16 protein-coding genes are annotated in these 18,905 nt (G+C 45.9%); 9 read left to right on the top strand and 7 right to left on the bottom strand.

Annotated elements, in window-relative coordinates; genetic code table 11:
- Positions 1-131: 131 nt before the first annotated feature.
- Together ABDB91_RS06245 and ABDB91_RS06240 are read left to right on the top strand one after the other, a co-directional pair.
- Positions 132-1,694 carry an L-lactate permease gene (locus ABDB91_RS06245; RefSeq protein ID WP_347490740.1) on the top strand — a complete coding sequence of 521 codons (1,563 nt, stop codon included), beginning with the start codon at positions 132-134 and terminating at the stop codon, positions 1,692-1,694.
- A 110-nt stretch (positions 1,695-1,804) separates the two neighbouring features.
- Positions 1,805-4,054 carry a hypothetical protein gene (locus tag ABDB91_RS06240; protein WP_347490739.1) on the top strand — a complete coding sequence of 750 codons (2,250 nt, stop codon included), beginning with the start codon at positions 1,805-1,807 and terminating at the stop codon, positions 4,052-4,054.
- A gap of 93 nt (positions 4,055-4,147) precedes the next feature.
- Here ABDB91_RS06240 and ABDB91_RS06235 read toward each other — a convergent pair whose 3' ends face one another.
- The 4 genes from ABDB91_RS06235 to ABDB91_RS06220 all read right to left on the bottom strand — a co-directional run bounded on the left by ABDB91_RS06235 (position 4,148) and on the right by ABDB91_RS06220 (position 6,613).
- Positions 4,148-4,738 carry a DUF1847 domain-containing protein gene (locus ABDB91_RS06235; RefSeq protein WP_347490738.1) on the bottom strand — a complete coding sequence of 197 codons (591 nt, stop codon included), beginning with the start codon at positions 4,736-4,738 and terminating at the stop codon, positions 4,148-4,150.
- A 284-nt stretch (positions 4,739-5,022) separates the two neighbouring features.
- Positions 5,023-5,583 (bottom strand): YibE/F family protein, encoded by a 561-nt coding sequence (locus ABDB91_RS06230; RefSeq protein ID WP_347491543.1) that lies wholly within the window; start codon positions 5,581-5,583, stop codon positions 5,023-5,025.
- Positions 5,584-5,599: 16 nt separating this feature from the next.
- Positions 5,600-6,232: a YibE/F family protein gene (locus ABDB91_RS06225; RefSeq protein ID WP_347490737.1), complete on the bottom strand. Its 633-nt coding sequence runs from the start codon at positions 6,230-6,232 to the stop codon at positions 5,600-5,602.
- A 114-nt stretch (positions 6,233-6,346) separates the two neighbouring features.
- Positions 6,347-6,613, bottom strand: coding sequence for an alkaline phosphatase (locus ABDB91_RS06220; RefSeq protein WP_347490736.1), 267 nt, complete (start codon positions 6,611-6,613; stop codon positions 6,347-6,349).
- A gap of 210 nt (positions 6,614-6,823) precedes the next feature.
- Here ABDB91_RS06220 and ABDB91_RS06215 point away from each other — a divergent pair, with 210 nt between their 5' ends.
- The 3 genes from ABDB91_RS06215 (at position 6,824) to ABDB91_RS06205 (ending at position 10,019) form a co-directional block, all read left to right on the top strand.
- Complete coding sequence (locus ABDB91_RS06215) at positions 6,824-7,162, top strand: metal-sensitive transcriptional regulator (protein WP_347491542.1); 339 nt, start codon at positions 6,824-6,826, stop codon at positions 7,160-7,162.
- 17 nt (positions 7,163-7,179) lie between these two features.
- Complete coding sequence (locus ABDB91_RS06210) at positions 7,180-7,380, top strand: cation transporter (RefSeq protein WP_347490735.1); 201 nt, start codon at positions 7,180-7,182, stop codon at positions 7,378-7,380.
- 164 nt (positions 7,381-7,544) lie between these two features.
- Positions 7,545-10,019 carry a heavy metal translocating P-type ATPase gene (locus tag ABDB91_RS06205; protein ID WP_347490734.1) on the top strand — a complete coding sequence of 825 codons (2,475 nt, stop codon included), beginning with the start codon at positions 7,545-7,547 and terminating at the stop codon, positions 10,017-10,019.
- 102 nt (positions 10,020-10,121) lie between these two features.
- On the opposite strand, the gene ABDB91_RS06200 is transcribed toward ABDB91_RS06205, so the two are convergent.
- Positions 10,122-10,352 carry a YkuS family protein gene (locus ABDB91_RS06200; RefSeq protein ID WP_347490733.1) on the bottom strand — a complete coding sequence of 77 codons (231 nt, stop codon included), beginning with the start codon at positions 10,350-10,352 and terminating at the stop codon, positions 10,122-10,124.
- 259 nt (positions 10,353-10,611) lie between these two features.
- Between ABDB91_RS06200 and ABDB91_RS06195 the strand changes: the two genes are divergently transcribed.
- From ABDB91_RS06195 to ABDB91_RS06180, 4 genes are all read left to right on the top strand, one after another.
- Positions 10,612-10,890 carry a hypothetical protein gene (locus tag ABDB91_RS06195; RefSeq protein WP_347490732.1) on the top strand — a complete coding sequence of 93 codons (279 nt, stop codon included), beginning with the start codon at positions 10,612-10,614 and terminating at the stop codon, positions 10,888-10,890.
- Positions 10,887-12,623, top strand: a complete 1,737-nt coding sequence (locus ABDB91_RS06190; protein WP_347490731.1) for an ABC transporter ATP-binding protein — start codon at positions 10,887-10,889, stop codon at positions 12,621-12,623. The genes ABDB91_RS06195 and ABDB91_RS06190 overlap by 4 nt, the downstream gene beginning before the upstream one ends.
- Before the next feature lie 328 nt (positions 12,624-12,951).
- On the top strand, positions 12,952-15,111 hold the full coding sequence (locus ABDB91_RS06185) for a DUF3160 domain-containing protein (protein WP_347490730.1): 2,160 nt from the start codon (positions 12,952-12,954) through the stop codon (positions 15,109-15,111).
- A 2-nt stretch (positions 15,112-15,113) separates the two neighbouring features.
- The gene (locus ABDB91_RS06180) at positions 15,114-16,727 is read left to right on the top strand and encodes a CapA family protein (RefSeq protein ID WP_347490729.1); all 1,614 of its coding nucleotides are present in this window, start codon (positions 15,114-15,116) and stop codon (positions 16,725-16,727) included.
- Positions 16,728-16,957: 230 nt separating this feature from the next.
- On the opposite strand, the gene ABDB91_RS06175 is transcribed toward ABDB91_RS06180, so the two are convergent.
- A complete protein-coding gene (locus tag ABDB91_RS06175) occupies positions 16,958-17,860 on the bottom strand; it encodes a radical SAM protein (protein ID WP_347490728.1) in 903 nt (300 codons plus the stop codon).
- Between the two features lie 97 nt (positions 17,861-17,957).
- Complete coding sequence (locus ABDB91_RS06170; RefSeq protein ID WP_347490727.1) at positions 17,958-18,632, bottom strand: hypothetical protein; 675 nt, start codon at positions 18,630-18,632, stop codon at positions 17,958-17,960.
- Between the last annotated feature and the right edge of the window lie 273 nt (positions 18,633-18,905).

Below are 18,905 nucleotides of genomic sequence, written 5' to 3'. Positions count from 1 at the left end.
AATCAATAATCATCCAATAAAAATGACCAAATACCATAATCGAATTTTTTTATTGCCGAATTACATTTTTTTAGTATAATAAGTAATTAGCTGCTTAAATCATCATTGTAGAATGGAAGGATGGTAAGTTTATGGCATTATTGGTTTTTTTGACACTGTTGCCAATTATGTTTATTGTGTATTTAATGATCAGAAGACAATTGCCGGCAGATGTCAGCGGTGCGGCAGGTTGGGTATTGACAATCATTATTGCTTTACTTTTTTTTAACACCTCACTTGAGGTTAGCCTCAAGTCCAGTCTGGCCGGTCTCGTTTCTTCCTTTCCTGTTTCCGTCATGGTTCTGGCCTCAATTTTTCAAATAACCTTTATGCAGGCTACCGGTGCTCTGCAAAGAATCGTAGTATTCATTAAAACACTGGCCCCTAATAATAAAGCAGCTCAAATTATGCTGCTCAATGTAGGTGCGGGAACTCTTTTAGTATCTATTGGCGCAACTCCCGTATCCATTTTGCCTCCTATTTTATTGGCTCTGGGTTACTCTACCTTTGTTGCAGTTGCCCTGCCGGCAATTGGCTTTGATGCTTTGTGTACTTTTGCACTGCTCGGTGCCCCACTGGTTGTCTTTGGAGACTTAACCGGTACTCCACTGGTGGAGTCGGCCCAGGTGTTTTCCAAATTCCTGCCGGTTATATCTACCTTAATTGGCTTTGGCATGTTGTGGATTGTAGGCCGGTTCAAACTAATTAAGGAAGGGTTTATACCCTGCATCCTGGCCGGAGTGACCAACGGTGGTGTCGCCATTGCCATGAGTTATATTCCCTTCCTGAGTTCAGGAGTGGTATTAACGGGTGTAGTTGCAGGTATTTGCACAATTTTAATGATGCTTGTCTATTTAATAATCACCGGACAGCCAATTATTGACCGGTCTAATTTAACTAAAGAAGACCGGAGTATAGAAAGGGAGATGTCTTTATTAACCGCGCTTTCTCCCTGGTTGGTTTTAGTTTGCATATTATTAGCGCTCAATTTTTATAAACCAATATTTGATCTGTTATTTAACAGCATAGCCATGCCGATTGCCATCATTCCCGGCCAAATTATTAAAACCAGGATGCTCTGGAACGCATACACCTGGGTATTTATTAGTACCGTCTTAGCGGCTTTATTCATTAAACCTTCCGGCAAAGCCATCAAAGAAACCTGGTCCAAATGGATAACCCGGGCTCCCAGGCCAACTATTGCAGCAGGTGTGTTTTTCGCCATAGCCTTTGTATTAAACAACTCTGGTGTGCAGAACACGGGTGATGTTTGGAAGGTTACTAACCCCGATTCAAATATGATTGCTGTTTTAGCCCAGGCGTCGGCAAACACCTTCGGCTCCCTGTATCCGTTTGTCAGCAGTTTTCTGGGGCTGTTTGGGGGCTTTGTAAGCGGCAGTGAGGCATCAACTATTGCCATGTTCACCAAATACCATTTATTAACTTCAGAAATGCTCCATGCCGACCCCCTGATAGTAATCGCGGCAACCGCCATAGGTGGAGGATTGGCCAGTGTAATATCACCGGCCAAATTGCAGAACGCTGCTGCTACCATTGATGCGCTGGGTATAGAAAGCCAAGTTATTAAAACGGCATTTACAATCTCTATACTGTTAACAACCGCTTCCGCTATAATGGCGATGCTGTTTGTATAAAAAATGCTTCGCAACATTTTACATTTTTAAGTTAACCTGATATTATAAGCTTTAGCTTATTACCAGAAAATAGTTCTGCAGCGGAAATCTTTGAGTAGCATGAGGTATTTATGAAATACAGATTTGTGTTTAACTTGCTTCAATTATTTTTGGCGGCTCTTTTAATAACCGCTCTCCCACAAACTGCGATAGCAGATTCAAACAAGCAAGGTCATTTTATAATTCTGGTAGTTGATCAGATTAGTTTGGAGGATTTAACCAACTCCGACTTGCCGCATTTTAAGACTATCATTAAAGAAGGCGCCATTGCGGTTATGAACACCTCCACCGGTGGTGCTCAAACACCGGACAATTCTTTTGTAACCATTGGCACAGGAAACAGGGCCGTTGGGTATCCCGCCGCCTCTCAGGCTTTTAACGCGAAAGATGAACTAAACGGAGAACCTGTAACAGGCATATACATGCGTCGTACTAATAACGTAGAAGTAAACCCGGAAAATATTATAAGCCTTACAGTGGAACAAATTAAAACATTAAATGAGGATCAGCACTATACTGTGGATATTGGCGCACTGGGCGAAGCATTACACAGAGCCGGCATAAAGACCTCTGTGATCGGAAATTCAGACATGCCCCCGGAGGACGCAATTTTCCCCAAGTATATTTATGGCCGCCAGGCCGTTACACTCCTGATGGACAATCGGGGATTGGTGGACTACGGTGATATTTCCAACAATACAAATATCACGGATTATACAGCTCCTTTTGGAATACGTGCCAACGAGGAAAAAATCGTCGACCTATTTCGGCAGCATTACGCTCATAGCCAGGTCCTGTTAATTAATTTCGGTGATACCTCCAGAACGGCTGTTTACGCTTCCGCACCGGGGGAAAAAACGGCCAATCACCATTTACAGCAGTCTTTAATCAGGGCCGACAATTTATTGGGGCAGCTGCTAAAAAATATTAACTTAAATAAAGATTGCCTGGCAGTGGTGGCACCAACTCCATCAACAATCAATAAAAATTTAAAAGACACGCTTACTCCCGTCATCCTTACCGGTTCCGGTATTGCACCCGGTTTGCTTACATCAAGTACAACACACCGTCGCGGCATTGTAGCTAATATTGATCTGGCATCAACTGTTTTAAAATACTTTTATATTGACCGGCCTTCCACCATGATTGGCGAATCTATATCCGTTGAGAACGCAGATCAAAATGAAAAACTAAGGTTTATGACAGACTTAAAGGCTAAGCTGGTAAATAACACCATACGACGGGTGCCCATATTAAGTACGGTTGCTTATTATATTCTGGCCGTATTGGCATTCAGCTTAGTTTTATCTGTACTGCGCCTTTTTAATGTGGATATTTCAAACATTTTAAAAAGAACCCTTTTTTACAATTTTTTAGCCATCCTTACCCTTCCGCTGGCACTTTTAATTATGGGTACATTTGGTGCAATTAATATTTTATTATCTTTCATTACTCTGGTTGCGATTGTAATTGTATTGACTGTGATCATGAGCTTTCTTTATAAACATTTTAATATAGAAACGTCCATTTTATTTATTTGCTTGTCCTTTCTGATATTATTATTTTTTGATTTGTTTACAGGGGCTAATATAATTTTAAATTCACCCCTGGGTTACGACCCACAGCGTGGTGCCCGTTTTTATGGTATCGGCAACGAATTAATGGGAGCTGTCATCGGCGCCTCCACCCTGGGTCTGGCTGCTTTCCTGGATCTGAAACGATTCCGTGGACAAATTGCCATGGTAGGCTTGGTTATGGCCGGTATTTTACTGATCATGGTCTTTCCAGGCCTGGGGTCTAAAGCCGGTGCATCCATTTCTGTCACAGCAGCCTTTGTAACACTATTTTGGCTAAGCATGGGTTATCGTACCGGCAAAAAACAGCTGCTTATTGTTATTGCCGCAGTTTTTTCCGTCCTCGCCTTCATCTCTATCGCCGATTCGTTGGGGGTGCCTAAAACCCATGTAGGCAGGGCCATTAAGGATATTCAGTCAAGCGGTTTAACCAGTATGCTGGACATTATTGTGCGAAAGCTGGAAATGGATTTAAGGTTAATGCGTTATTCCTACTGGAGTGGTGTATTGGTAGCTTCCATATTTTTAATGCTGCTTATGTTTAAATTCAGGCTAAATTTTTTAGAGCATTTACGCATTAATACTCCCAATATATTAAACGGTTGCTATGCGGGATTATTTGGAGCAGCGGTTGCCTTGTTTACAAATGATGCCGGCATAGTCGCAGCGGCTACGGCTGTTATCTACCCCGTTTTCAGCCTCCTTTTATTTAACCTTTATCCTAGTCATTATAACGAATTGGAGTAACCAGCTATTGATATACTTGACCTTGCCAAAAGCGGCAGGGGTTTAATTGCGGCAAGCCCATTATTTATCAGCTATATTTGCCGACTGAATTTGCTATATGATGCCGGGAACATGAAACTTATTCTTTAAATAATACCGGGAATAAATTACCCCCAGCGGGTTATGAGCTAATACGCGGTCTTTGACCACCAATGTAGTCACAGGGGCGTCGGAATATTTGATAAATAAAATATCATGTCCCACACAAAGGCCGACAAGCAAATTAAGATCTGTTTTTTCCTTGTTTAAATTCATCGCCTGCCCTACCGGATTACACATAGCTTCAAATTTATCATTATTAATCTGCAACAGATCCATCTCTTTTTTATCTTTTCCGCAAATCTTGCAACAAACCACTTTCACAGCAAACCACTGCTCAAAGATAGAAGCAATAACTTCAGCCTCTCTGGCTAATCCAATACAATGAGCAATACCAATAGTATGGTATTCCATTTCTTGAGCGAACCGAATGACTTCCTCCACCCTCGTCAACTGCATATAAAAGTTAGCCTCAAGCGCAGTAGCCGTTGCCAACAGCTTTTTGTTTACAGGATCGCTATAGGCTTTTTCCAATTCTTCGGTCCACGGAAAGCAGGTTTTCCCCTCAACATAACATTTTCTATCTTTACATCCCTTGCAGTTCATTTAATAAACCCTCCCTAAGCATATTAGCGTATTAATAAAAATGACTTCACCCTTGCTCAAAATATACCTTCTGTTTTGGAAACGAATTCGCTACTCTAAAAGTATACCAAACCGGTACCCTAAAAAATTAAATTTATAATTACACTTGGGCCACTCCATCCGGCCGATAATGCGAAACCCAACTGATGGGTTGTTGCTATGAAAATGAGCCATAATCAATAAAGACAAAGGGTGGGGATTGCTATTCCCCACCCTTTCCCCACTTTCGGAGCCAGCTTGAGAAACTATTCATGTGCGTTCGCACATTCTTTTTTTTTCACCAGGTTTTTGGTGAAATTTTCCCCGGTAAAAAGCGTGCCCGCTATTAGAGCGGTAAAAGGAGCCACCGCCACCAGACCGAAGCTGCCCACAATGGTATGCATAATTTCCTTGGACACGTACTTTAAATTCAAAATGCTCATGACAGGGGTTCCCTGGGCCATAAAAATCATTAATAAAGCTATGTAGCCGCCCGTATAGGCAAATAATAAAGTGGTGGTCATTGTACCTACAACGGTCCTGCCAACGTTGAAACCGCTTTGGATAGCCTCCGCCCGGCTGATACAAGGATTTTTTTCCACCACCTCATATACAGCCGCGGAAATGTCGATGGCCAGGTCCATCAGGGCGCCCGCCGAAGCAATGAAAACCACTGCAATAAGGATATCGGTAAGATTAAGATGAGCGTAACCCGCATAAAGCAACGTTTCGGAGTGTGGCAGCACAGCGCCGTGCACTTTGAAACTGTTGCCAAATAGAACGGCCAGTATAGTGGTTAGTAAAGTTCCCGAGAGGGAACCAAGAATGGCCGCTAAAGATTTTCTATTCAGCCCCCCCCACTAGAACAAGCACCAAAGAGATAGAAGTAACTACAAATAATAAAGAAATTATTATGGGATTCCAGCCGTTAAGCAGCATGGGAATTAATAATTTCCAAATCATTAAAATGACCAATATAAAGGACAACAGTGCCTTAACCCCGGTCCACCGCGCAAATAATATCAAAAACAAAGCAAAGATACCCGCCAGCAGGGCCTCCAGATTAACCCGATAATGGTCAATCATATTAACATGCCTGATCTTTTGTCCGGTGTAGTCTATAACCACCAATGCCTTATCTCCCTTGGCAAATACCTTGTCCGCCTCAAGCCTGCCCGTGAACCTGTTTTCGGCATAAGCCTGCCGCCCTTTAAAAGCACTGTTTATTATTTCCACTTTACAAACCTGTTCGCCCTCAAAAACAAAGCCAACCGTGCTAAATGCGTTATCATTGTTCACTTCCAGGACTCTGGCAACCGCCTGGACACTGTCGGGATAAGTATTGGTTGGGAATCCGGTGGGTATTACAGCTAGAACTGCTATAAAGATAATAACAATCATATTAAAGATAAGTTCGTGCGCCGGGATGCCGCGCAGCGAAGCTATATTAGCAGATATCATAATTTTATTGGACAATCTAACTACCTCCGTTAGTTTTAAAAAAACCTGAGCGGTTGGCTCCCACTCAGGATAATTTATAATATATGGTTTTCCAGCAAAAAGAGAAATTACATTAGATCAAGACTAAGACTAAGCGGCCTTATTAAGCTTGATTTTGGTAATGGCAGCCAGCTTATGGTAAATCAGTGTGTTATCATAAAAACCGTCAAACATTTCGGCTCCCACGCCTATAGCGTATACCGGAACGGGAAGACCGGTATGGGAATATGAAGTAAAGCTGAGACCGGCTCTATTGTTCACGATGTGGGAAAGGGTTACGCTTAGAGGCTCGTAACTGCCGTATAGAACTTTTTCCTGCTCGGTAAAGGATTTTTCCCTCTCATCGGCTGAAATCATAGACCAATGCCGCCAACAAGGCGGCAATCCCCTGCCAGCTTTTAAACCTGCTGTTCAAATACAACACCTCCAATAATTTTAAAACAATCATAATGGACAAAGGTTAAGGCCGTTAGGGTTTTACTTTAATGTTTATTTAATGATTTGTTAAATAACCCCTTGACACATAGGGTAGGGGGGTATACTATCTATTTTGGGAGGTGCGAAGAACTGGAAACACAAGACCCCAAACAATTTCCGTGCTGTCAAAATACTGGGAAAAAGAAGCATAGAAATTGGCGTGATGAAAAAACGGCGCAGGATTTGTCCAAACGTCTAAACCGCATTGAAGGACAGGTGCGCGGTATTAAAAGAATGATCGAAGAGGGAGTATACTGTGACGATGTATTAAATCAGATTGCTTCGGCTCAGTCTGCACTGAGCGGAGTAGCCAAGCTGCTGCTGGAAAAACACATTAAATTTTGTATTAAGGATCAATTAATGGCGGGTGACGAGGAAGTTGTTTTCGAATTAACTAAAACAATTGCCAGGTTGCTTAATAAATCTTAACGGAGGTTGGTTACTAAATGAATAAAACAATCTTAAAAGTAGAAGGCATGAGTTGCAATCACTGCAAGATGGCAGTGGAAAAAGCGGCTAAGGAAGTAAAAGGCGTGGAAGATGCCCAGGTGAATCTGGAAGAGAAGGAATTAGCGGTAACGGGCACGGCCACCCCTGAGCAGTTGATTGAGGCAATAACAAAAGCCGGGTATGAAGTAAAGAGGTAACTTTTTAAGTAAGCCGGGGCATGCTGAAAAAACAAGCGGCATACTCACTGTTGCAGCATAACAGCGCGACATATATTTGCAATAATAACCCGGGACAACCGCCGGTGTTGCAACCCAGGCTTGGGCAGGAGCTCAGTTTTAAACCGGAAAGGGGTATATAGCGCATGACTGAAAATGACGCTGCCTGTTCCAGGCAATGCGTACAAAATGAGCGGGAACTCTCCAAAATTGGAATACAGGTCAAGGGGATGAGCTGCGCGGCCTGTGCCGCCAGATTGGAGAAGGGTTTGTCCGGAATAGAAGGAGTGAGCGCAGCCCGGGTTAATTTAGCGGCTGAAAAAGCCACGGTTGACTTCGACCCCAGCCGGGTAAAACCCCAACAAATGGTAGATAAAATCAGACAGTTTGGTTTTGATGTCCCACAGGAAAAGCTTGATATGAGCATTGGCGGCATGAGCTGCGCGGCCTGCGCGGCCAGGATTGAAAAGAAGTTAAAAACGCTTCCCGGTGTAGCGAACGTTGCTGTCAACCTGGCTACGGAAAAAGCCTCCGTTGTATATCATCCCGCCGAAGTCAGCGCCGCCGATCTGATCAACGCAGTGGTACTGCTGGGCTACGAGGCCCGCAAAGTGGGTGAAGTAAATCCCGACCGGGAAAAGGATGAGCGGGAAAAAGAAATTAAAAGACAGTTATTCCTATTTGTCTTCGCGGCAGTATTCTCCGCCCCGCTATTTGCCGGTATGCTTGGCATGCTGGCGCCTTTTGAAAAAATCTTTCCTCAAATACTACACAACTCCTGGTTTCAGTTTGGGTTTGCCACGCCGGTACAAGTAATAGCCGGCTACCATTTTTACCGGGATGCTTTCATGGCCTTAAAGAACCGGAGCGCCAACATGTCGGTCCTGGTAGCTATGGGAACCAGTGTCGCTTATATATACAGCACAGTGGTAACTTTTTGGGGTCCTAGTTTGGGTCTGCACCACGTTTACTTTGAAAGCAGCGCCGTGCTGTTGACTCTCATTTTACTGGGCAAAATGCTGGAAGCAAGAGCCAAGGGCAAAACGTCCGAAGCTTTAAAGAAGCTGGCCGGCCTGCAGGCGAAAACAGCCCGGGTAATTCGAAACGGCAATGAAACAGACGTCCCGGTGGAAGAAGTTGTGGTTGGTGATCTAGTGGTGGTGCGCCCCGGCGAAAAAGTGCCGGTGGACGGAATTATCAAGGAAGGACACTCCACGGTGGACGAATCCATGCTTACCGGGGAAAGCCTGCCGGTGGACAAAAAAGCAGGTGATCCCGTAACCGGCGCCACTTTAAACAAGTTAGGCACCTTTCGCTTTGAGGCCGTGCGAATCGGGCGGGATACAGCCCTGGCGCAGATTATCCGTTTTGTGGAAGAAGCCCAGGGTTCCAAAGCTCCCATCCAACGGATGGCGGACGTCATTTCCGGGTACTTCGTACCCGCGGTCATTGGTATTGCCGCCGCTACTTTCCTGGTCTGGTATTTTATTGGAGACCCCGGCAACCTAACCAGGGCCATTTTAAACTTCACCGCCGTCCTGGTCATCGCGTGCCCCTGCGCCCTCGGCCTGGCCACTCCCACTTCCATTATGGTCGGCACGGGCAAAGGAGCGGAATACGGTATTCTGATCAAGGGGGGGGAACATCTGGAGCAGGCCCACCGCATTAATGCCGTGGTGCTGGATAAAACGGGCACCATCACCCATGGGGAGCCGGTTCTTACCGACTTGATCCCGGCCCCGGGCTTTGCCAACCAAGAGGACTATCTGCTTAAGCTGGCCGGTGCGGCGGAGCAAAATTCCGAACATCCCATTGCCCAGGCTATCGTGAAAAAAGCAGGCTCCGGTTGTCAGGAGATGGGAGCGGCCACTTCTTTTTCAGCGGTTCCGGGCCGGGGCATTGAGGTCATTGTCAACGGAAAAAACGTCCTGGTGGGTACCGAAAGACTGATGCAGGAAAAGAGTATAACGCTGCCTGAAGTTTTCGAAAGTGAAATCAAAAAGCTGGAAAGCGAAGGCAAAACCGTTATGCTCATGGCACTGGACGGCTTACCGGCTGCTGTTCTGGCGGTAGCCGACAGCATTAAGGAAACCTCTGTGGAAGCGGTAGCCAAAATGCATAAAATGGGTATTGAAGTGTGGATGCTTACCGGAGATAATATGCTGACCGCCCAGGCGATTGCCCAGTCGGTCGGGATCAAGGGAGACCATGTGCTGGCCCAAGTTCTGCCTGAGGATAAAGCCCGAAAGGTTTCCGAACTGCGGGCCAGAGGATTGGTGGTCGGTATGGTGGGCGACGGCATTAATGATGCTCCCGCCCTGGCCGCTGCCGACGTCGGCTTTGCCATCGGCAGCGGAACGGACATAGCCGTCGAGACCGCTGATATTATTCTGGTTCAGGGCGACTTGAGAAGCGTGGTGGACAGCATTGCCCTAAGCCGGGCCACCATTCGAAACATCCGGCAAAACCTGTTCTGGGCGCTGGCTTACAACACCATCGGCATCCCCGTCGCCGCCATGGGATTTTTAAGCCCCGTAGTGGCCGGCACCGCCATGGCTTTCAGCTCTGTATCGGTGGTATCCAATGCACTGCGGATTAAGCGTTTCAAGCCGGAATGGTAACCTTGCAAAAGCATCAATGCAACAGGCTGAAAATAAAACAGTCCGAAAGCTCCCGAGCCGCCGGACTGTTTTATTTGTTTCCAGCTTTTACATAAACCCGTTTTACATAAACCCGCGAAGTTCGTCGGCAATTTCCCCGACACTTTTTCCGCTGGCATTGATAACCTTTTTATCCGTTTTAATATCCTGCATATTCATAAAGTTATTTTCCATGCCTGATACAATAAGTGCGTCCGCGTGATCAGCCATTTTTTTATCCACCACTCTAAACCCTTCTTTTACCAGGTCATCGCGCAGTCTGCTCAGGTTATCATCCAATGCTATAGTTAGCAATTTCAACACCTCCACTATTAAGTTTCCAATATTAATTTTCCAATTTGCCCCGGCTTTTATGCAATAAAGCTATTATTTCTCGAAGCGCTTAACTTCCCTTAGACTTCCGTGTTCGCGTATGCCCCTTCAAAAGCATTACTCATTTCCGGCATCGAAACAGCCATATTCAGGCTTTGCTTGTAGTGCCTTTTGCAAAACATATAAGGGCAAGCAGTTTGGCAGATGCCCGCTTGAAAATGTTCAACAGGACACAGATACGGTGGCCCCGGTTGACAAGCAACTCAGGGTTTCCGATATTATTGTTTATACCGCCAAGGACGATAAACTGCTGGCCAAGGCCAGGCAAAGAAAGGCTTACGGCAGTGGAGAACTATCCCAACCGCCGTCAGGAGGCAGTGAACATCCCCGCGGACCAAATAAAATACATGGCGGGTTTTATTTAAAACAACTAAAAAAATCGGTTTTCCGAGGGTCCTGCCAGAGGCTAAGGGAAACTAAAGAGCACGGGCCTGCGAAAAATGGTATAATGATCCTATGAGAGTCCTAAAATTATTCGCGCAATACTATCGCCCGTACCGTTTCCTTTTTTTCGCCGATATGGTCTGCGCCTTGATCGTCTCGGCGGTTGATTTATCCTTTCCGCAGGTCCTGCACTACTTAAGCAAGGATTTGTTTCTTCGGGACAAAACGGTAATTCTGCAGGGGATCTCATTTGTCGGGCTCGCCCTGCTTGCCTTGTACGTCATCAAATATTTTTGTCAGTATTTTATTACCTGCTGGGGACATATCATGGGCGCCAGAATGGAAGCGGACATGCGCCGGGATTTGTTCAACCAGTTTCAGCGCCTGTCTTTTTCTTATTACGACAAAAATAATACCGGGGAAATGATGTCCCGGCTCGTCAACGACCTCTTCGATATCTCCGAGCTGGCCCACCACGGCCCGGAAAATATCTTTATTTCCGCAATCAAAATTATCGGTTCTTTTCTTCTCCTACTCCTGTTAAATATCAAAATGACCCTGCTGTTATTCCTGGTGACCCTGATCATGGTCGTTTACAGCGTTCACCGGAATTTGAAAATGAGAACCGTCTTCACGGATAACCGGGTAAAAATAGCCAAAGTCAACTCCAGCCTTCAGGACAGCTTGGCGGGAATCCGCGTCGTCAAATCCTTCGCCAACGAAAAAACGGAGAGAAAAAAATTTGGCCGGAGCAATGAGGAATTCCTGGCATCCAAATCCAACGCCTATAAAATGATGGGCGGCTATCACGCCTGGAATTCTTTTTTCTCCGGTCTTCTTTATCTGGTTGTCATAGTCAGCGGCGGCCTGTTTATTGCCCGGGGCGAGCTTCAGGTCACCGAGCTGGCTATCTATATCCTCTACATCAACATTTATGTAAACCCGCTGGAGGTGCTGATCAATTTCACGGAACAGTTCCAAAAGGGCTTTGCCGGCTTTAAACGTTTCCAGGATGTTATGGAAACCATGCCGGAGATTACCGATCAGGACGGCGCCGTGCCCTTAACCCGTGTCCGCGGCGAAATCGAATACAGAAACGTATCTTTCCGCTATAACAACGATTACGACGTTCTGCACAATGTCAGCATCAGGATCGCTCCCGGCAGGAGCATCGCTCTGGTCGGACCTTCCGGAGGCGGCAAGACAACACTATGCTCCCTTTTGCCCCGCTTTTACGACGTTACGCAAGGCTCCATTCTGATCGACGGCCTGGATATCCGCGAGATAACCTTGGACTCCCTGCGGCAGGCTATCGGCATCGTCCAGCAGGATGTCTATATGTTCAGCGGAACAGTCGGGGATAACATCGCTTACGGCAAACCGGGCGCCACGGATGAAGAAATCATGGAAGCGGCCCGTAAGGCCAATATCCATGATTTCATCCTGTCATTGGAGCAGGGCTACGACACTTATGTCGGGGAACGCGGCGTCCGCCTCTCCGGCGGGCAAAAGCAACGTCTCTCCATTGCCAGGGTTTTCCTGAAGAACCCGCCCATCCTCATTCTCGACGAAGCGACCTCGGCCCTGGACAATGAAAGCGAAAAATACATTCAGCACTCTTTGGAAAAACTATCCCGAAACCGCACCACCATTGTCATCGCCCACCGTCTCAGCAGCATTAAAAATGCCGATGAAATCGTTGTCATCACCGATGATGGCCTGAAGGAAAGAGGCAGCCACAAAGAGCTGCTTCAACAAAACGGTCTCTATGCCCATTATTATAACCTGCAGTTTGAGGGTTTGGAGTAGGTTTCATTTTAGCCATAATACGCATGACCCTGAAAATTGCACATTCAAGTGCAAAACTCGTCCGAATAAAACTTTTTCCTATCACTTTCAATCCATTCTTTCATTGGCTTATGCTCAATACCATGCATATGAACTTAGATAAAGTATGTTAATTATATTTCGGGTATTAATTTTTAACCCGCGGAGCTATTTCTTTGCAGGAAAACCATATATAACATATAATTCAATAGTTAATTCCGGTTGGCAAACACAAAATTTCAGAAATGCAATTATTTAATTAACCTTATAATCAGCATAATCATCCTATTAATAAAGGGAGGCGCATCAAATGCAAAGAAAAGGAGTAATCTGTATATGGGTAATCAGCATGTTGCTGCTTGTTACCATTGCATCGGGGTGCAGCAATGACTCGGGACAAAAGGGACAGAATTATGCCGAAGCAAAGAATGCAACGTCGGTAACCCCGGCCTCGGATTTCGCTATTTATAAAGATGTACCGGTGAACTTTACCCCGGCACTGGAACCCTATAAGGTAGACCCGGAACTAGCCAATGTAACTAATAAGGAAATGTTTCAACTCTCTTCGGGGGCGGAGCAGTTGCTGGTGAAAAACGGATTTGTAGTGGTGCCCAATCAATACCACCGGGAGTTTTTTATGCTCTATGAAATCAACCGTTATGAACCGGTGCCCAGCTTCATCACGACTGACTCCATGCTGCATAATTACCACCTGTTCTTCAGCCACCTGCTGCGAATTGTAGAAAAGGATAGACTGACCCCGGAATTAAAAGAACTTACCAAAGCTATGCTCTCCGCATCCGAAAAACAATATAACGCCCTTAAAGGCAGCGATTGGGAAAACGCCGCCAGAAGAAACCTTGGCTTTTTCGCCGTGGCCGGAAAGCTTTTAGATTCTCAAATGCCTGTACCTGAACAGATAGAGCAAGAGGTAAAAGAAGAACTGCTGCTTATCAAAGCAAGTGACGGCATCCATGACTCCCCTTTGATGAATATGGGACAGAACTTGAAAAGCCCGGAGACCCTGCAAGAAGATTACTCCCAGTACATTCCCCGGGGCCACTATACTACTGACAAGCAATTGCAGTCATATTTCAAGGCTATGATGTGGTACGGAAGAATGACTTTTCGACTCAAGAGCGAGGATGAAACCAAATCCGCGGTTTTGGTGACCCTGGCTCTTGGTGAAAACGACAACGGACAAAAATGGGATAAAATATACCGGCCCACCAACTTCTTTGTAGGCAAAGCCGACGACCTTTCCTATATACAGTACCGGGAACTGCTGGATAAAATCTATGCCGCCGGTATCGGGCTTAAGGACCTGACCTCCGCTGACGATAAATGGATGGCCTTTATGAAGGCGGCGGCGGAACTGGAACCCCCGGTTATTAACTCCATTCCCATCTTTGATGAGGAAACACAGCCCGATCGCGAAAAGGAAATTAAAGGCTTCCGCTTTATGGGACAGCGGTTTACTCTTGATGCCGCCGTTTTCCAGCGCCTGGTTTACCGCGAAGTAAAAGAAAATAATGAAGGCGAGCGCAGGATGCTGCCCAGGGGCCTGGACCTCCCTGCAGCTATGGGCTCCGAGGAAGCTTACGCCATACTGGAGTCCGAAGGGGAAACAAAGTACGCGGGCTACCCGGCTAACATGAATAAACTGCAACAATACATCGCCGGTCTGGATAAAGAAAATTGGACTCAGAACCTATACTGGGGCTGGCTTTATACCCTTGAACCCCTGCTGCAGGAAAGAGGCAAAGGCTATCCCTCATTTATGCAAAGTCAGGCCTGGACCAGAAAGGACTTGAATACCCTTTTATCCAGCTGGACCGAGCTCAAACACGACACCATTCTGTATGCTAAACAGGTTTACGCTGAAATGGGCGGCGGTATGGCCGGTGTGGACGACCGTGGCTACGTGGAGCCCAATCCCCTCCTTTATGCCCGCCTGGCCGCACTGACAGACATGACGCGGGAGGGATTATCAGCGCGGGGTCTTCTGGAACAGACAGATCGAGACAGCCTGGACCGGCTGGAACAGCTGGCCCTGTCATTAAAGACCATTTCAGAGAAGGAACTTGCCAATATCCCGCTTACTGATGAGGAATATGATTTGATCCGTTCTTACGGTGGACAGCTGGAACATTTCTGGCTGGAAGCCCTAAAGGATATCGGAGTGGACCACCGCTCCGCTATAAGCGAAAACCCTGCGGCACTGGCAGCCGATGTGGCTACCGATCCGGAAGGCCGGGTACTGCAGGAAGCTACGGGCCACATCTTTGAAATCTATGCCGTAGTACCCGTTGATGGCAGTCTGAGAATTGCCCGGGGCGGTGTTTACTCCCACTATGAATTCTCCTGGCCGCTCAACGACCGTTTAACCGACAAAAAATGGCATGAGCTGTTGGACTCCGGGCAGGCGCCACCCCCGGCCGGGTGGACCAATACCTTTATCGCCCCATGAGGTTGTACAGGTTAATAACGGTCCTCTCACTGGCGCTGGGACTGCTGTGCGGTTTTAGTGCCTGTGCCCCGCAGCGATGCGCCAGCAACAGGGATTACCACGACCTCGCGGCTTTTAAGAAATATCACATGACGCTTCCGGAAAAACAGGATTCCGTGTGTCTCGTAGCTGTGGGGGATATCATGCTCTCCCGGTACGTAGCTCAAAAGATAAAAGAATACGACGACCCAAGCTTTCCCTTTGCGGGAGTTAAATGGTACTTGCAAGGCGGGGACATTGTCTTCGGCAACTTGGAGGGTCCGGTAACCCCGGGGCGGGAAATTCAGATTCCCGAAATGGTTTTAAGGGCTGACCCCTGTATGGCTCCAGCCCTTAAAGACGCCGGTTTTGATATCCTGTCGCTGGCCAACAACCATGTGCCCGATTTTGGCAAACAGGGGATACTGGACACCATGCATTATCTGGACAGTACCGCCATCAATTATGCCGGCGCCGGCAGAAATGAGGAAGCAGCTTTTGCTCCCCGGTATATGGACGTAAAGGACGTAAGACTTGCTTTCTTAGCCTTTAACGATGCGGCGGTTGTACCGGATTCCTACCTGGCCGGGGATGGCCCCGGCACCGCTGTAATGGAACCGGGAAAAGTAGCTGCCGCCGTCAGAAAGGCGGCTGATAACGCCGATTTCACGGTAGTTTCCCTGCATGCCGGCATTGAGTATGCTTCCGAACCGGATGATACCCAGGTATATTTTGCCCACCTGGCCATAGATGCCGGGGCCGACCTGGTGTTGGGCAGCCACCCGCATGTGGTACAAAAAGTCGAGCAATACCGGGGAAAATACATCCTTTATAGCCTGGGCAACTTCATCTTTGACCAGCTGTGGTCCGAAAACACCCGGGAGGGTGTTGTCGCCAGAATCTATATCAGCGAAAACAATATAGAAAAGCTGGAATTTCTGCCGGTATACATCAACGACGATGCACGTCCCGTGCCTCTAAGCGGGCCGGAGGCACGGAGAATGCTGAAAAAACTGGGACTGGAACTGGATATGGCAACTATACCGGCATGGGATAACGAAAAAAAAATTTTCGCGACAAGGGAACAATCTGTATTCCCGGCCCCCAAGTCTCTGCCGGAATATAGATTGATGCAAAACCAAAAGTTCGACGTGGACGGCGACGGCATCCAGGAAGAATTTATTTTAAAGAACGGGAGCATAACAGTACAAGCCGGTTCCCATATTATCTGGCAGTCACCGGCAGACTGGTGGGTGGATTATTTCTTCCCGGGTGACGTCAATAACGATGGCAAGCCGGAATTTAACCTTTTGGTTTGGAAAGAAGGAAGTTTCGGTACTCAAAAACCCTTTTGGCTGGAAGAGGAAGATACAGGCATTAAAAACCACCTCTTTATCTTCAAGCTGGAAGCAGGCAGCGTTAAACCGGTGTGGCAGTCGTCCAACCTGGATTGTCCCAATTACCGTGCCGCTCTCATTGACCTTGACGACGACGGTGAAAATGAGCTGGTAGTTACCGAGGGCAGTTATACCGACCCCGCCCAAAGACAAGTAACTTTATGGAAGTGGAACGGTTGGGGCTTTTCCCGCATTTCTTAGAAAACGAGTGATTTTATTTATCCCCTAAGGAGAAAATTATAATGGATACTTTGCTTTATATTTTAAGATTCCTATTAATTTTTTTAATGATGGTATTTATTATCAAGATTGTTATGATTATTGCAAATTACATTGGTGAACAAATTGTAAAATTCCTACAGGATATGTTGTATAAAATAAGAAGATCAGCCGAAAAGAGATAATTCACGCATCTACCCATTCGCTTACCACTATACTCCCTCTTCGTCAAATTCAGGGATAAAGCTTTCTAATGCCGTTTCTCCATCTTGAATAAAACCATTCTCTACACCTATGCAGATAGCATAGTTTACCAATTCATTATATTCTTTATCAGTTACTTTCCGATTAATTTCCAGATACCGCTCTACATTTGATAACGGTGTGTACTGATTCATAATACTGATAAAAATTGTGTTTCCAAAGGTTTCATACAAATATTTTACAACTTTCTTTGAATCTTTTAGATACCCCGGCAGCGTTAAATGTCTGACAAGCACACCTCTTATCATTACCCCATCCTCATTAAAAGCAGGCTCACCTATTTGACGCACCATTTCCTTGATTGCTTCGGAGGCATAATCAAAATAATCTCCGGCATTGGAATATTTTTGGGAGATCTCTTTCGACATATATTTAAAATCCGGAAGATAAATATCTATATAGCCCTCCAGCAGTTTCAATGTCTCCGCCTTTTCGTATCCGCCGCAATTATAAACAATCGGTAAATAAAGCCCTTTTCCCCTTGCCAGGGTTATGGCTTCAACAATCTGCGGCACGTAATGGCTTGGGGTGACTAAATTAATATTGTTTGCCTGTTGCCTCTGAAGCTCGATAAAAATATCCGCCAGCCGATCTACCGCTATTTTCTTACCCGCCAGTCCTTTGGCAACGTTATAATTTTGACAATATACACAACCCATGGAACATCCGGAGAAAAACACGGTCCCCGATCCATTTTTACCGGAAATGCAAGGCTCCTCCCACATATGCAGCGCAGCTCTTGCAACCACCAATTCTGCTGTTGCTCCGCAGTATCCCTTCTGTCCATGCGCACGGTCTACATGACAATTCCTCGGGCATAATATACAGTCTGCTAATAATTTTGTATGCATTAAATTCTATCCTTCTTTATTGACAGGGGCTTTTCAACTTACATTAACATTATATCCTCTTCTGTGTATCAATGGTATGTGCAAGAAAAGAAAGATCTCAACCGCACTTTTTCCCGCATACACCCAGCAAGTTTACCGCTCCGGCTTTAGTCATCATTAAAGCAACTATCACTCTGTCCAATACGGAGGCCCCCATAAATCTTAAATAACCATTTAACATTTTCCCGGCCTGAGCTCCGCTTCCGATTCTGTCGGCATCAAGCATGGCAATTTCTCGAGGGGGAGAATAATCTGCAACAACCTCTTCCACACCGTAAAGAGAAAGTCCGACGTCCAGCAGCTCAAGCGCTGTTATCTCGTTCTCCAGGCAGCATTGCGAAATAACTTCCAGACTTATAGAGGACGTTACCGGAGTAAAAAAATTAATCTGCAGCTCGGGTTCTATATGACAAGGAATATTATATCCTACTTGAGACATGGTACCGCACATTGACTTTAACAGATAGACAATGCCTCGAAAACGAAGTCTGTCATTCCCTATTTTATCGTTTAAGTATTGAACGGCCTCATCCGCATAATTGCGGCATGCGGAATATCTAATATGATCCTCCAGATCATTTTCATCCAATAATGAACTTAGCAATTTTGAAGCGCCTATGTCCAGTAAATGACGCCAATCCAAATTCTCTTCGTTACAAACCTCGGCAACCTTCTGAATCTTATCTTGCTTCGTATTAGGAGAAAATACATTAATCTGAGGTTTATTATACATATATGCCACATCCTTTAAGTTTAATTGTAATCTTTAGTATATGTATTCTTGGAATCCATAATTCGCCACAAATCGTCCTTGAGTGGTCAAAATTAAGCCGCATAAAGCTTAGCGGCCCGTATGATCTACGATAAACACGTCAAAACGGCAGCTCCCCCTTTAAAGCATCAATCCACCAATTTACAAAAGCCGTTTCGCGTATAAATGGACAATTCAGGGATACTTATAAATTGAAAAGCCTCTCTAAGAACGCTAGTGAACTCGTTCAGCCAA

Source organism: Desulfoscipio sp. XC116 (assembly GCF_039851975.1).
GTDB lineage: Bacteria > Bacillota > Desulfotomaculia > Desulfotomaculales > Desulfallaceae > Sporotomaculum.
This window is presented reverse-complemented; position numbering and strand designations above follow the sequence as displayed.

Excerpts from the sequence above, each read along its gene's own strand:
- ABDB91_RS06175 (WP_347490728.1), bottom strand. The coding sequence starts at position 17,860 with ATGCATACAAAATTATTAGCAGACTGTATATTATGCCCGAGGAATTGT.
- ABDB91_RS06240 (WP_347490739.1), top strand. The coding sequence starts at position 1,805 with ATGAAATACAGATTTGTGTTTAACTTGCTTCAATTATTTTTGGCGGCT.
- ABDB91_RS06205 (WP_347490734.1), top strand. The coding sequence starts at position 7,545 with ATGACTGAAAATGACGCTGCCTGTTCCAGGCAATGCGTACAAAATGAG.
- ABDB91_RS06235 (WP_347490738.1), bottom strand. The coding sequence starts at position 4,738 with ATGAACTGCAAGGGATGTAAAGATAGAAAATGTTATGTTGAGGGGAAA.
- ABDB91_RS06190 (WP_347490731.1), top strand. The coding sequence starts at position 10,887 with ATGAGAGTCCTAAAATTATTCGCGCAATACTATCGCCCGTACCGTTTC.
- ABDB91_RS06245 (WP_347490740.1), top strand. The coding sequence starts at position 132 with ATGGCATTATTGGTTTTTTTGACACTGTTGCCAATTATGTTTATTGTG.
- ABDB91_RS06170 (WP_347490727.1), bottom strand. The coding sequence starts at position 18,632 with ATGTATAATAAACCTCAGATTAATGTATTTTCTCCTAATACGAAGCAA.
- ABDB91_RS06210 (WP_347490735.1), top strand. The coding sequence starts at position 7,180 with ATGAATAAAACAATCTTAAAAGTAGAAGGCATGAGTTGCAATCACTGC.
- ABDB91_RS06185 (WP_347490730.1), top strand. The coding sequence starts at position 12,952 with ATGCAAAGAAAAGGAGTAATCTGTATATGGGTAATCAGCATGTTGCTG.
- ABDB91_RS06220 (WP_347490736.1), bottom strand. The coding sequence starts at position 6,613 with ATGATTTCAGCCGATGAGAGGGAAAAATCCTTTACCGAGCAGGAAAAA.